The sequence below is a fragment of the Rhodocyclus gracilis genome, assembly GCF_009617575.1.
Lineage (GTDB): Bacteria > Pseudomonadota > Gammaproteobacteria > Burkholderiales > Rhodocyclaceae > Rhodocyclus > Rhodocyclus gracilis.
On the sequence record NZ_WIXJ01000001.1, the window covers coordinates 1 to 12,824 of the forward strand.

The 12,824-nt window shown below is 65.8% G+C and carries 20 protein-coding genes; 19 read left to right on the plus strand and 1 reads right to left on the minus strand.

Going from position 1 to position 12,824, the window contains the following annotated elements; translation table 11 throughout:
* The 14 genes from GHK24_RS00005 to GHK24_RS00070 form a co-directional block, all read left to right on the plus strand.
* Window positions 1-456, plus strand: a 456-nt coding sequence (locus GHK24_RS00005) for an integrase core domain-containing protein (RefSeq protein ID WP_153467039.1), incomplete at its 5' end; no start/stop codon positions are given.
* A complete protein-coding gene (locus GHK24_RS00010) occupies window positions 457-1,299 on the plus strand; it encodes a phage protease (protein WP_153467044.1) in 843 nt (280 codons plus the stop codon). It begins immediately after the preceding gene.
* A 20-nt stretch (window positions 1,300-1,319) separates the two neighbouring features.
* The gene (locus GHK24_RS00015) at window positions 1,320-1,736 is read left to right on the plus strand and encodes a DUF2190 family protein (protein WP_153467047.1); all 417 of its coding nucleotides are present in this window, start codon (window positions 1,320-1,322) and stop codon (window positions 1,734-1,736) included.
* Window positions 1,737-1,776: 40 nt separating this feature from the next.
* Entirely contained in the window at window positions 1,777-2,712 is a 936-nt protein-coding gene (locus tag GHK24_RS00020) for a major capsid protein (RefSeq protein ID WP_153467050.1), read from the plus strand.
* Window positions 2,713-2,777: 65 nt separating this feature from the next.
* Window positions 2,778-2,948: a hypothetical protein gene (locus GHK24_RS00025; RefSeq protein ID WP_153467054.1), complete on the plus strand. Its 171-nt coding sequence runs from the start codon at window positions 2,778-2,780 to the stop codon at window positions 2,946-2,948.
* Between the two features lie 2 nt (window positions 2,949-2,950).
* Window positions 2,951-3,451 carry a gp436 family protein gene (locus GHK24_RS00030; protein WP_153467058.1) on the plus strand — a complete coding sequence of 167 codons (501 nt, stop codon included), beginning with the start codon at window positions 2,951-2,953 and terminating at the stop codon, window positions 3,449-3,451.
* The gene (locus tag GHK24_RS00035) at window positions 3,451-3,954 is read left to right on the plus strand and encodes a phage virion morphogenesis protein (protein ID WP_153467062.1); all 504 of its coding nucleotides are present in this window, start codon (window positions 3,451-3,453) and stop codon (window positions 3,952-3,954) included. Before GHK24_RS00030 ends, GHK24_RS00035 begins: the two co-directional genes overlap by 1 nt.
* On the plus strand, window positions 3,944-4,555 hold the full coding sequence (locus GHK24_RS00040; RefSeq protein WP_194286344.1) for a phage protein Gp37: 612 nt from the start codon (window positions 3,944-3,946) through the stop codon (window positions 4,553-4,555). Before GHK24_RS00035 ends, GHK24_RS00040 begins: the two co-directional genes overlap by 11 nt.
* A gap of 6 nt (window positions 4,556-4,561) precedes the next feature.
* On the plus strand, window positions 4,562-4,927 hold the full coding sequence (locus GHK24_RS00045; RefSeq protein ID WP_153467067.1) for a Gp49 family protein: 366 nt from the start codon (window positions 4,562-4,564) through the stop codon (window positions 4,925-4,927).
* A gap of 4 nt (window positions 4,928-4,931) precedes the next feature.
* Complete coding sequence (locus GHK24_RS00050) at window positions 4,932-5,129, plus strand: DUF2635 domain-containing protein (protein ID WP_153467070.1); 198 nt, start codon at window positions 4,932-4,934, stop codon at window positions 5,127-5,129.
* A gap of 15 nt (window positions 5,130-5,144) precedes the next feature.
* Window positions 5,145-6,623, plus strand: a complete 1,479-nt coding sequence (locus GHK24_RS00055) for a phage tail sheath subtilisin-like domain-containing protein (protein WP_153467073.1) — start codon at window positions 5,145-5,147, stop codon at window positions 6,621-6,623.
* Window positions 6,624-6,631: 8 nt separating this feature from the next.
* Window positions 6,632-6,982, plus strand: a complete 351-nt coding sequence (locus GHK24_RS00060; protein ID WP_153467076.1) for a phage tail tube protein — start codon at window positions 6,632-6,634, stop codon at window positions 6,980-6,982.
* A gap of 1 nt (window position 6,983) precedes the next feature.
* The gene (locus GHK24_RS00065) at window positions 6,984-7,262 is read left to right on the plus strand and encodes a phage tail assembly protein (RefSeq protein WP_153467079.1); all 279 of its coding nucleotides are present in this window, start codon (window positions 6,984-6,986) and stop codon (window positions 7,260-7,262) included.
* Window positions 7,262-7,381, plus strand: coding sequence for a GpE family phage tail protein (locus tag GHK24_RS00070; RefSeq protein WP_153467082.1), 120 nt, complete (start codon window positions 7,262-7,264; stop codon window positions 7,379-7,381). Before GHK24_RS00065 ends, GHK24_RS00070 begins: the two co-directional genes overlap by 1 nt.
* On the opposite strand, the gene GHK24_RS00075 is transcribed toward GHK24_RS00070, so the two are convergent.
* Complete coding sequence (locus GHK24_RS00075) at window positions 7,359-7,520, minus strand: hypothetical protein (RefSeq protein ID WP_153467085.1); 162 nt, start codon at window positions 7,518-7,520, stop codon at window positions 7,359-7,361. The genes GHK24_RS00070 and GHK24_RS00075 overlap by 23 nt on opposite strands.
* 44 nt (window positions 7,521-7,564) lie before the next feature.
* Here GHK24_RS00075 and GHK24_RS00080 point away from each other — a divergent pair, with 44 nt between their 5' ends.
* The 5 genes from GHK24_RS00080 (at window position 7,565) to GHK24_RS00100 (ending at window position 12,824) form a co-directional block, all read left to right on the plus strand.
* Window positions 7,565-9,304, plus strand: coding sequence for a phage tail tape measure protein (locus GHK24_RS00080; protein ID WP_153467088.1), 1,740 nt, complete (start codon window positions 7,565-7,567; stop codon window positions 9,302-9,304).
* Entirely contained in the window at window positions 9,301-10,569 is a 1,269-nt protein-coding gene (locus GHK24_RS00085) for a DNA circularization N-terminal domain-containing protein (protein WP_194286345.1), read from the plus strand. The genes GHK24_RS00080 and GHK24_RS00085 overlap by 4 nt, the downstream gene beginning before the upstream one ends.
* An 82-nt stretch (window positions 10,570-10,651) precedes the next feature.
* A complete protein-coding gene (locus GHK24_RS00090) occupies window positions 10,652-11,779 on the plus strand; it encodes a phage baseplate assembly protein (RefSeq protein ID WP_153467093.1) in 1,128 nt (375 codons plus the stop codon).
* Window positions 11,776-12,375 (plus strand): phage baseplate assembly protein V, encoded by a 600-nt coding sequence (locus GHK24_RS00095; RefSeq protein ID WP_228384462.1) that lies wholly within the window; start codon window positions 11,776-11,778, stop codon window positions 12,373-12,375. The genes GHK24_RS00090 and GHK24_RS00095 overlap by 4 nt, the downstream gene beginning before the upstream one ends.
* Window positions 12,372-12,824: a phage GP46 family protein gene (locus GHK24_RS00100; RefSeq protein ID WP_153467096.1), complete on the plus strand. Its 453-nt coding sequence runs from the start codon at window positions 12,372-12,374 to the stop codon at window positions 12,822-12,824. The genes GHK24_RS00095 and GHK24_RS00100 overlap by 4 nt, the downstream gene beginning before the upstream one ends.

Here is a 12,824-nt window from a genome sequence, read left to right on the forward strand (position 1 = left end):
GCACTGAAATGCCTGACCGTCATCGACGAATACACCCGCGAGTGCCTGGCGATTGATGTGGCCGGCTCGATCCGTTCAGCGCGGGTCGTGGAGGTTCTTTCCCGACTGATCAGCATCCACGGCGCCCCACAGGTCTTGCGGTCGGACAACGGGCCCGAGTTCGTGTCCTGCGCGCTACTGCGCTGGGCGGCCAGCCAGAATCTCGACATGGCGCTGATCGATCCGGGCAAGCCTTGGCAAAACGGGACGACCGAGAGCTTCAACGGCAAGTTTCGCGATGAGTGCCTGTCGATGGAGTGGTTCCGCCATCGGCTCGAGGCCAAGGTCGTCATCGAGCAATGGCGTCAGCACTACAATGAGGTTCGCCCGCATTCGAGCCTGGGTAACCAGACGCCAGCGGCGTTCAAAAAAGCCCGTTTATCAACCACCCAACCGGAGGCCGTTCTCCAGGAATAAGTGGTCCGAAGAATTCAGGCAGGTCAGACCGAGCGCGCCGCCAACTTCATCGAGTCCGACGAGTACCGCTACATCAGCCCGGTGTTCGAGTACGACGCCAGCGGCGCGCCGGTGCGCGTGCTGCATGTGGCGCTGACCAATTTCCCTGCCCTCGATTTGCAGCCCGGGCTCACCGCCGCCGTGGCGGCGAAGTATTCCGCCGCCCTTTCCTTCACCCCTCAGGAGAACCCAATGGATGAACTCCTCGAGCAGCTGCGTTACCTGCTCAACCTGCCCGTCGGCGCCACCGCCGAAGAAGTCACCGCCCAGCTGCAGAAGCTGATCGATCAGATCAAGTCGGGTCCGGCCCAGGCGGCAACCTCGTTCGACCTGGCGCAGTACCTCGCCGACCAGGGACGTGAGATTGCCGCGCTGAAGAGCGCCGCGCCCGATCCGGCCAAGTTCGTACCGATCGCCGCGCTCACCGCCGCCCAGGGCGAACTGGCGAGTGCCCGCGCTGAAAACGCCGCGCTCAAGGCTGCCGCCGCCGAGCAAGAAAAGGCCGAGGTGATCACCGCGGCGCTGTCTGCCGGCAAGTTGCTGCCGGCGCAGGAGGCGTGGGCGAAGACGGTCGACGTCGTCGCGCTCAAGGGCTTCATCAAGGATGCCCCGGTCGTCGCGCCGCTGAAGACCCAGACCAACGGCGTGCCGCCGAAGCCTGTTATCGGCGGTGGCGACTTTGCCGCTCCAGCCGGCGCGCAGGTTGATCCCGCCCAGCTCGCGATCCACCAGGCGGCGCTCACGTACCAGGCCGAGCACAAGGTCGATTACCTCGTCGCGGTGAAGGCCGTCGGCGGTCACTGATATCCACTCCGGGAGACATCATGAGTCAGCAAGCCATTTCCATTCTTTCCCTTCCGTTTCTGGCCAACGGCGCCGTTCAGGAGTACCGCGCTGTCGGCTTCAACGGCGCTCAGGCCTCGGCTGCCGGCCAGAAGGTGCTTGGCATCGCCGAATTCAGCGTCGCCTCGGGCGCCTACGGGCGAGCATGCCGTCTGGGCACCGCAGTTGCCGAGGCCGGCGGAGCCTTCGCAGTTGAGACTGCTCTGACTGTCGATGCCGTCGGTCGGGTGGTCGCAGCGGCTCCAATCGCCATCGCAGCGGGCGCGACGGCGGTCACATCGGCAGCAGCGAACGGCGCCACCGACATTACCGGCGGCGACCCGGCCCAGTACATCGTCGGCTACGCCATGCAGGCCGCAGGCGCTTCCGGCGACCTCGTCGAAATCGCGATGGCCTGATCCGCCGCCCCCTCTTCGCTAATCACCCCAAGGAACCGTCATGCCCAACGCTCTCTCTCCCTCGTCGGTCCGCGTCATCGATCCGATCCTGTCGTCTGTCGCCCAGGGCTACAGCAATCAGGAAATGGTCGGCAACGTGCTCTTCCCGACCGCTTTTGTCGCCGTCTCCGGTGGCCAGATTCTGGAGTTCGGCCGCGAGGCCTTCCGCCTGTATTCCTCGGCGCGCACGCCGGGATCGGCAACCCGTCGTGTCCAGTACGGTTATCTCGGCAAGCCCTTCGCGCTCTTCAATCACTCCCTGGAAGGCATGGTGCCGCGCGAGTATCAGCGCGACGCCTCGCTGGTGCCGGGCGTCGATCTGGGCAGTGGCGCCGTTCGCAAGACGATGAAGGCGCTCAAGCTGTCGGTCGAAGTCGAGCAGGCAGCGCTGGCAACGAATGCCGCCAATTACGGCGCAGGCAACAAGATCACGCTCGCCGGCGCCACGAAATGGAGCGTCTCCACCGGCGTTCCGCTGGCCGATATCGACACTGGCCGCGAGGCAATCCGCAGCCAGTGCGGCGTCTATCCGAACGTGCTGCTGCTCTCGGCCGTCGCCTTCAACGCCTGCAAGAACAATCCGAACATCGTCGCGCGCTTCCAATACACCAGCGCGCAATCGATCACGCCGGACATGCTGGCCGGGCTTTTCAACGTCAAGAAGGTCATCGTCGGCGCCGGCGTTTACTGGAACGACGCCAACGTCGCGACTGACATCTGGGGCAATAACGCCGTGCTGGCCTTCGTTCCCGAAGGCCAGCTCTCCGATCCGGATGAGCCGTCGTATGGCTACACCTACACGATGACGGGCAACCCCGCCGCCGATCAGCCGTACTACGACGACAACTCCAAGTCGTGGATCTATCCGGTGACCTACGAACGTGCGCCGGTGCTGTCCGGCATCAGCGCCGGCTATCTGATCCAGAACCCGGCCTGACCGCCTTCGCCATCAATCATTGACCAATCAGCCCCCGGTTCGTCCGGGGGCGTCAGGAGACTGCCGTGGGAACCTACATCGCCAACACCCCGATCAAGACCATGCCGAACGCCGAGACGAAGGAAATCGTCGTCGTGCCCGAAGGCGGCTCGCTCGAACTTTCCGACGCCGAGGCCGTTGACCTGCTCGCCATCAAGGCAGTGAGCGGCCCCGTCGACGCCAAGAAAGGCAAGTAGCCATGTCCTACGCCACCGCCGCCGACCTGCTCGCGCGCTTTGCGGCCGAGGAGATCGCCCAGCGTGTCGATCGGTCGACGCCGCGCCTGGTTGGCCCGGAGTTGCTGGCGGCCGCGGTGGCGGGCGAGAGCCTGGCGGCGTGGTCTGCCGCCGAGCGCGCCGCCGTGGCCAGCGCGCAAGCGCTGATTGCGCAGGCGCTGGCCGATGCCGACAGCACCATCGACGGCTATCTGGCCACGCGCTACACCGTGCCGATGGCCAGCCCGCCGGCGGCAGTGAAGCGCCTGGCGTGCGACATGGCGCGCTACTTCCTGCATGACGACCAGGCGTCGGAAACCATCCAGAAGCGCTACGACGCGGCGCTTTCCTTCTTTCGCGACGTCGCGGCCGGCAAGGTCTCGCTGGGCGATCCGGCCGACACGCCGGCCGCCAGCGGCGGCAATGTCGAGATGACCAGCGCGCCCGCCGTGTGGCGGCGCAGCGCGTCGGCGGACTTCATCTGATGGACGCCTGGATCAAGATCGAAGACGGGCAGATCAACGGCGCGCTGCGCCGGCTGATCGCGCTCGGCCGCGACGCCTCGCCGGCGATGCGCGACATCGCAGCCATTGGCGAGAACAGCACGCGCGCCCGCTTTCGCAGCGAGACCGGCCCTGATGGTGTGAAGTGGCAGCCGAGCCTGCGCGCTCAGCTGGCCGGCGGCCGCACGCTGACGAAGGATGGCCACTTGTCCGGGTCGATCAACGGCCGCGCCGGCGCCGACTTTGCCGAGTGGGGCGTCAATCGCATCTACGCGGCGATTCACCAGTTCGGCGGCACCATCCGCGCCAAGTCCGGCGGTGCGCTCAAGTTCCGGCTGCCGGGTGGCGGCTTTGCCGTCGTCAAGGCCGTGAAGATGCCGGCGCGCCCGTTCCTCGGCGTCAATGCCGACGACCGCGACGACATCCTCGACGCGCTCGCCCGGCGCATCAATGGCGCGATCGGAGGGGCTTCCCATGCTGGTTGAACTCGAAACCGGCCTCGTCGCGCTGCTGCGTGCGTCGCCGCTCGCCTCGCGTCTGCGCCAAGTCGATTCGCTGCCGGACCTCGACGGCGACAGCCTGCTCGGCCGCTTTGCCACCGACGCGCCGGCGGTCTATGTGGCGATGGGCTCGTTCCCGGTTGTCCGCGGCTATGCGCGGCCGAAGTTCGGCATCGCTTGCGTGGCCAAGAACAGCCGCAGCCAGCAGGCAGCGCGCCACGGCGACGGCGTCGCCATCGGCCTGTACGAAATGCTGGACGCGGTGATGACGCTGGTCGACGGCGCCACGGTCGGCATGGGCTTTGCCATAGCCGGCTTTGAGGTGCTCTCGTGCGACCAGGTCGCCAGCGAGGCGCTCTACCAGAAAGGTCTTTACGTTGGCGTAGTGCAGATCCAGGCATCCGCCGATGTACGCCTGCAGCTGCCGATCAACGAGGCGGACCTTGCCGCTTTCCGCACCTTCCACGCCGCCACCGACATCGACGCGCAGGCCAGCGCGGCCGAGCACAGCAAGTGGCTCCAGGAGCCGCCGGATTACAGCACGTCGGCACCCGGACTGACCGACACCCTAAAACTTCAGGAGTAAGCAGTGATGCCCGACCAAATCGAGAATGAAATCCAGGCAAAAGGTCTGACGGCGCCGCGCATCACGCCGGCGGACATCGAGGCGAACATCGCCAGCGAGCACTACTTCACCGCCGCCGATGGCTTGTTGTCGGTAGGCGGTTCTGGAGTGCAACACATCGAGGGGATCGATAACTTCAAGGCGCTCGGCTTGCTCACTTTCTGCGTCCTCGTACTGCGCAATGGCTTCACCGTCACCGGCGAGTCGGCTTGCGCCTCTCCCGACAACTTCGACGCCGAGATTGGCCGCAAGATCGCCCGCCAGAACGCCATCGCCAAGATTTGGCCGCTGATGGGCTACTGCCTCAAAGACCGCCTCGCCAACAAGGAGTAACTCAATGGAAAAAATCTTCGCTACGCCGAAGCCCGGCGTTCTCGTCCGGCACGAAAACGGAAAGCCGCTCGACCCCGCCGGCGAAGCCGTCGAGCGCACGTCGTACTGGCTTCGCCGCGAGCGCGATGGCGACGCCACGCTCGGCCCGGTGCCTGAGCAGCCCGCGGCCGCCGCCGAAACGGCCGTTAAAGCCAAGTCCTGATCAACGGAGCCCACCATGCCCGACAACATCAACTTCCTGACCATCCCCATCGATTGGCGGGTGCCCGGTCAGTTCATCGAAATCGACCACACCAAGGCGGTTCGCGGCCTGCCGGGAATGGCGCGCCGCATCCTCATCCTCGGCCAGCGCCTTGCCGCCGGCGCCGTTGCCGCTGGCGTGCTCACCCGGGTGACGCGCGCCGCCGATGGCGTCAATTACTTCGGCCGCGGCTCGCAGCTGGCGCAAATGATTGCCGCCGCCATCCAGGTCAATCCCTACACCGAAATGTGGGCCTTGGCCGCTGACGATCTGCCTGCCGGCGTGATGGCCACCACCACGATCACCGTCACCGGCGCGCCCACCGAGGCGGGAACGGCCTATCTCTACATCGGCGGTCGGCGGATCGCCATCGGCATCAGCTCGGGGCAGGCCGTTGCCGCCATTGCCACGGCCATCGCCGCGGCCGTCAATGCCGACCTCGATTCGCCGGTGACGGCCACCTCCGCCGCTGGCGTGGTAACGCTGACCGCCCGCCACAAGGGCGCCGACGCCGGCGCCATCGACGTGCGCTGGAACTACTACGACGGCGAGGCAATGCCGAAGGGCGTCACGATGGCCATCACTGCCGGCGTTGCCGGTAGCGGCAACCCCGACGTGCTCGCGCTGATTGCCGCCATGAGCACCGGCGCCTACTACAGCATCGCCATGCCGTGGAGCGACACCGCCAACCTGGTGGCGATGGAGACCGAGCTGCAGAGCCGCTGGGGCGGCATGGACATGCGCGCCGGCCACGTGTTCGCCTTCAAGTCCGGCACGGCCGCCACGCTGTCGACCTTCGGTTCCACCCGCAATAGTCCGCACAGCACGGTCTTCGGCCTCAACGGCTCGCCGACGCTGCCCTGGGTAATCGCCGCGCAGGCAGCGGCTGCAGTCGAGTTCTCCGGCGGCAACGATCCGGCGATTCCGTTCCGCGGCCTCTCCCTGCCCGCGGTGATGGCGCCGGCCGAGGCGGTGCGCTTCACGCAGACCGAGCGCAACCTGGTGCTGCACGATGGCATCAGCACGATCATCTTCGACGAGTCGGGCGCGGCGATGATCGAGCAGGTCATTACGACCTACCAGACCAACACCTTCGGCATGGACGATCGCAGCCTCCTGAAGCTGAACACCAAGTGGACGGTCGACTACATGCGCTACGTCTTCCGGTTCGCGGTCGCTCGCGACTATCCGGCGCACAAGCTGGCCGACGACGATGTGCTCGCTCGGATCGCGCCGGGGCAGAAGATCGCAACGCCGAGGCTGATCGAAAACACGCTGATCGCCGCCGCGGCCCAGTTGGAGTACGTCGGCCTGCTCGAAGACCTGGCGAGTTTCAAGAAAAACCTGAAGGTGCTGCGCTCGACTGCCGACGAGTGCCGCGTCAATGCCGTGCTGCCGCCGAACATCGTCAATCAGTTCGATGTCTTCGCCGGCGCCGTTCAATTCAATCTGTGAGGTAAACAATGGGACAACTGACTGGACGCGCCTACGTCACGATCGCCGGCAAACGCATGGCATCGAAGGAAGGCGCCAAGCTCGGCTTCGGCAATCCGGAGCGCACCGCCGAACTGGGCGACTCGGGCGTGCTCGGCTACAAGGAAAAGCCGACCGTGCCTTTCGTCGAGTGCTCGATCGCGCACAGCGCCGACACGTCGCTGCAGGAGCTGGCCGACATGGTCGACGTCGTCGTATCGTTCGATACCGACACGAAAAAGAGTTACGTGCTGCGCAACGCCTGGTGCGCGAAAGCGCTCGAGCTCGACAAGGGTGAAGTGGCCTTGCGCTTCGAAGGCATGAGCTGCGAGGAGGTGTGAGATGAGCGAGAAGACCGCAACGATTGACATCCCGCTGGCGCATCCGATCAGCTACGGCGAGAAGACGATTTCGCTGCTGCAGCTGCGCCGCCCGAAGGCCGGTGATTTCCGGGGGCTGAAGGGGATGGACAAGCCCTTCGACATGATCCTCGACTTTGCCGCCGCGCTCACCGATCTGACGCCGGCGGTGATCGACCGGCTGGACGTTGAAGACATGCCCAAGCTGATCGAGGTGGTCAGCGGTTTTTTGGGGGGATTCCCCGCAACTGGGAAGACGTGATGGGTGACATCGCCGTCACCTTCCACTTCCAGCCGTCCGAGTTGTGGGAGATGAGCGTCGATGAGTTCACGTTCTGGCACGCGCAGGCGGTGCGGGTCAACCGCCGCGACGAGGGCTGACGAGGTCGCTCAACATCCCGGCGGCGGCTGCGAACAGGCCGACGAAGATCAGCGCGGCAAGGCCGCCCTGCCAGCCGGCGGCGGCGATGCCGACGCCGATGAAGGCAAGCCCCAGCACCAGCCCGAGCAGCGCGACCATTGAGAACAGTCCCTTGAACAGAGCAAGCAGCGGATCAGCATAGCATGTCAAATAGCATGATCATGATGGGGGTGACCATCAAGCTGTTCGACCAGATGTCGGGCGGCATGCGCGGCATCGGTCAGCAGGTTGATGGGCTGCGCGACAAGTTCAAGCAGATGGGAAGCGCCGGACGCAACGCGATGGCAACGGGCTTTCTGGCTGGCGGAACCTTGATGAAATCGGTGTCGGCGTTCTCCGATCTGGAGGATGCGTCGATGCGTCTGAAGGTAACGATGACTGACCGCGACGGCCTCACGGGAGCCTTCGAGAAGGTCAACGCGCTGGCGATCAAGCTCGGCAACCTTCTCCCAGGAACGTCGGCCGACTTCCTGAACATGATGGCGGCGCTGAAAGCGCAGGGTATTACCGACGACTCCATTCTCGGCGGCGTCGGCGAAGCGGCGGCGAGAATGGCGGTTCTGCTGAAGAAGACGCCTGAGGAGATGGGGGTTTTCGCGGCCAAGCTGAAGACCGCCCTCGGCGTTGCCGACAGCGACATGCTCAAGTTCATGGACACGATTCAGCGCACCTACTTTCAGGGCGTTGACGCCACGGAGATGATGTACGCCTTCGCCCGCTCGGGCGGCGCGTTGAAGACTCTCGGGCAGCAGGGGCTGGCCGCCGGCAAGGCACTCGCGCCGCTCTACGCGCTCTGGGTCAAGGGTGGCTTGTCCGGCGAGACAGTCGGCACCGGCTTCGCCTCGATCAGCGCCTCGCTGCTCGATCGGAGCAAAGTCGGCAAGGCAAATGCGCTGCTCTCAGCCCACAACATGCCGACACTCAAGTTCACGGACAAAAAGGGGAACTTTCTTGGCATCGAAAATATGGTCAAGGAGTTCGACAAGCTGAAGGGGCTTTCCGCCGAGCGGCTGAACGCGGTACTCAAGGAAATCTTCGGCGGTGGCCAGGATCAGCAGATGATTGCCACGCTGGTGAAAGAGGGCGTCGATGGCTATCAGAAAATGGTCGAGGCGATGGACAAGCAGGCATCGCTGCAAAAGCGCACCGACATGCAGCTCGGCACTCTGAAAAACCTGTGGGATGCGGCGAGCGGCACCTTCACCAATACGATCGCCGGCTTTTCCGGGGCGATGGGCGACGACTTGAAGAACCTCGCCGATTGGTTCGGTAAGCTCTCCGAGGCCGTGGGAACGTGGATCACGCAGAACCCGGTTCTGGCGCAATGGCTCGGCCGGATCGCGCTTGCCTTCACTGGTCTCGCGATCGGCGGTGGCGTTGCGGCGCTGGCGCTGGCAGGTGTCGGAGCGGCCGTCGGCGGCTTGGCGACGGTGCTGCTGGGTGTCGGCGGGGCGCTGGCGTCCGCGCTGACCATTGTTTCGGCCTTCGGCGTCTTCATGCTGGCCAACCCGATCGTTCCCGCCGCGCTGCTGATCGGCGCCGCCGCCGGTATCATCATCGACAACTGGGCACCGATCAAGGCGTTCTTCGTCGACCTCTGGGAAGGCGTCAAAAACTCCTTCGCCGGCGCTATCGACTGGATTTCGAGCAAGATGCAGACGCTCGCCAATCTACTGCCGGGGTCTGGAAAAGGGTCTTCCGACTGGAAGCTGGGCGATGCCCGGCCCTCGGCAATCACGCCAGGCGGGCAAGACGCTACGGTCGGAGGCGAGATCCGCGTCCGCGTCGACCAGGACGGCCGCGTGAGTTCGGTCGCCGCGAGCACCAGCAACCCGCGCGTGCCGCTGAACGTCGATGCCGGCCGCACGATGGTGACGCCGTGAGCAAGCCCTACGTCGCGCCCTGGCGCAAGTCGCTCAAGCCGGGTTCGTTCCGCGGCGTGCCGTTCGGCGTGAAGAGTGCGCAGACGCAGGTCGGCCGGCGCGTGGCGATCCATGAGTACCCGCAGCGCGATGACGCCTACCCCGAAGACCTTGGCCTCAAGGCCGATGCCTTCACGATCGAAGCGATCATCGTCGGCCCGGACTATTTCAAGGCACGCGATGCGCTGATCGAGGCGCTGAAGCAGCGCGGCGCGGGCACGCTGATTCATCCGTACTACGGCGAGCGTACCGTCACGCTGGCCAGCCCGGCGCGAATCTCCGAATCTCCCGAGGACGGCGGCGTCGCCCGCTTCTCGCTCGACTTCATCGTCGCCGGCGAGAACACCGAACCGTCGGCGCGGCAGGATACGCAGGCCGCCGTCGAGTCGGCCGCTGACGACGCCAACGACGCGATCGCCGACGATTTTGCTAGCGACTTTTCCGTCGACGGCCTGCCTGATTTCGGGGTCGCCGCCGGCCTCAAGGCGGCTAAGGACGCCATGAAGTCGCTGGAAGCCGCGCGCCGCTCGCTGGTGCCTGACCTTTCGGTGCTGTCCGACGTGATGGCGGCAGCGAATGGCGTGGTCGGCAGTCTCAACAGTCTGATCCGCGCGCCGGCCGCCCTTGCACAGAGCATTCTCGGCGCGATCGGCACGCTCAAGGCGCTGGCGAAGAGTCCGCTCAACGCGCTCAATTCGTACCGCGGCCTGTTCAACTTCGGCAGCAGCCAGTCGCGCGTGCCGACGACGACGCCGTCACGGGTTCGCCAGGCGGCCAATCAGGCAGCAATGTCCAACCTGGTGCGCCGAGCGGCGTTGGTCGAGGCCGCCCGCATGGCAAGCCGGGCGAGTATCGCCACCGCCGACGAGGGCGCCGCGCTGCGCGAGGATCTGTCGGCGCGACTCGACGACGAAGCGGCCGGAATCGTCCCGGCGCCGACCGGAAACGGCACGCCAGCGCAGACCGTGGTCGAGGTGTCGGAGCCCGTCTATCAGGCGCTGACCGCGCTGCGCGTCGCCCTGGTACGCGACCTGACGGCACGCTCGATCAACGCCCCGCGCGTGACGAGCGCCACGCTGCCGGCGACACTGCCGGCGCTGGTGGCGGCCTACCGCATCCACGGCGACGCCACGCGCGAGGACGAGCTGATCGCGCGCAATCTGCGCGTGATCCGCCACCCCGGATTTGTTCCGGGCGGCGAGGCGCTGGAAATCATCTCGCGTTAAACCCTCGGGCAGTCTCGGGGCAGTGCGCCGGTTTTAACGCCGGTTAATTGGCCGATCGCGCGCGCGAACGTAGCCTCGCTGCATGGCTACGCAAGAAAACCTCTCAGGCATCGCAGAGCTCCGGGTCGCCGGCGCCTATTACGGCGGCTGGAAATCGCTGCGCGTCACTCGCTCGATCGAGCAGCTGGCCGGGACCTTCGAGCTGGAGATCGCCGAGTGCTGGCCGGGTTCGCTGCAGCGCCGGCCAATCCGCCCCGGGCAGCCGTGTCAGTTGCTGCTCGATGGCGATGTGGTCATCACCGGCTACGTCGATACCGTGATGGTGGATTTCGATGCGACCCGCCACACGCTGCGCGTGTCCGGCCGCGACAAGACGGCCGACCTGGTCGATTGCTCGGCCGTCTATAAGAGCGGCCAGTGGCACAAGGTCAAGATCGACCAGCTGGCGCGCGATCTGCTCAAGCCCTACGACATCGCGGTCATCATCGACGACGGCGTCGACATCGGCAGCGCGCTCGACTCGTTTTCGATCCAGGAGGGCGAGAGCGTTTTCGAGTGCCTGGAGCGTGCGGCGCGCCTGAAGGCGCTGCTGCTCACCAGCAACCCGGAGGGCGACCTGGTGATTACCCGCGCCGGCACGCGGCGGCTCGACTTCGGTCTGGTCGAAGGCGACAACATCAAGGCGGCGCGCGGCGAGTTCTCCTGGAAGGAACGCTTTTCCAGTTACACGGTGAAGGGCCAGGGACGCCTCGGCGCCGAGGGCGACCAGGCGCATTCATCGCCGTCGGCCAAGGTCGCCGACGACATCATCACGCGGCCACGGCCGCTGATCGTGCTGGCCGAGGCGCACAGCAAGAACGCGACGCTGAAGGATCGCGCCGAGTGGGAGCGCAACGTCCGCCGCGGCCGCAGCGCTCGCGGCTCGGTCACCGTGCAGGGCTGGGTCGATCCGGCCGGCAACATCTGGCAGCCGAACACCATCGTTCCGGTCACGTCGTCGATGCTCTTGCTCGACGCCGCTGAGATGCTGATCGTCGGCTGCACCTATACGCTCGACGACCAAGGCGGCACCCTCACCGAGTTGGCCATCTCGCAGCCGGAGGCCTTCCAGTTGCTCGAAGGTGTGACCCAGTCGCGCCTGTTCGGCAAGCTCAAGACGAAAGAACAGCGCGACCGGAAAGAGAAGGTCGAAGACTGGAGCGACCAATGATGGACGCACAGACGCTGGTCGCGCGCATGATGGCGCCGCTCGCCCGGCGCTTGCGCCTGATGGTCGGGCGCGGCGTGGTCACATCGATCGCCGATGGCGGCAAGGTGCAGACGGCGCAGGTGAAGCTGCTCGACGGCGAGGTGCGCGACGGGGTCGAGATCCTGCAGCAGTACGGCATGACCTCGATTCCGCCGGGGCAGCGCGAGGGGCTGTATTTCGCCGTCGGCGGCGATCGCGACCACGGCGTGATGATCTGCGTCGCCGATCGCAAGTTTCGCCTGCGCGAGATCGCGCCAGGTGAAGCCGCGCTCTACGACGATCTTGGCCAGCGCGTGCATCTGACGCGCGAGGGCATCGTCATCGACGGCGCCGGCCTGCCGGTGAAAATCTTCAACACGCCGCTGGTGACGATCGACGCACCGCTGGTGAGCATGACGGGCGACCTTGCCGTTGCCGGCAACATCGTTGCGCAGGGCGATATCAGCGACCACGGCACGCGCAGCATGGCCGGTATGCGCGGCACCTACAACGACCACACCCATCACGAAAACGGTGTCGGCGGCAACACCAGCAAGCCGTCGCAGGCGATGTCATGAGCGACCTGCGCAGCGTTTTCGTGGACATGGATCGCGGCGCCGATCTGGCGCTCGAGCAGTTCGCGCTGGCCACCGACGACGGGCTGGAAACGGCAGTCATCCTGTCGCTATTCACCGATGCTCGCGCTGCCGACGACGACACGCTGCCGCTCGGGCAGAGCGACCGCCGCGGCTGGTGGGGCGACGCGTATCCGCCGGTCGCCGGCGATCGCATCGGTTCGCGGCTGTGGCTGCTGCGTGCCTCGAAGCAGCTGCAGGCGTCGCTCACAGAAGCAAAAGAGTACGTCGAGCAGGCGCTGGCGTGGCTGGTGGCCGACGGTGCAGCGCGGCGCGTCGAGGTAGAAACCTTCGTCGCTCGCGATGAGGTGATGGGGATGATCGTCCGCATTCATCGGCCGGACGGCAGCGTCGCCCCGATCCGCTTCGAAACCCTCTGGAACCAGGTGTGA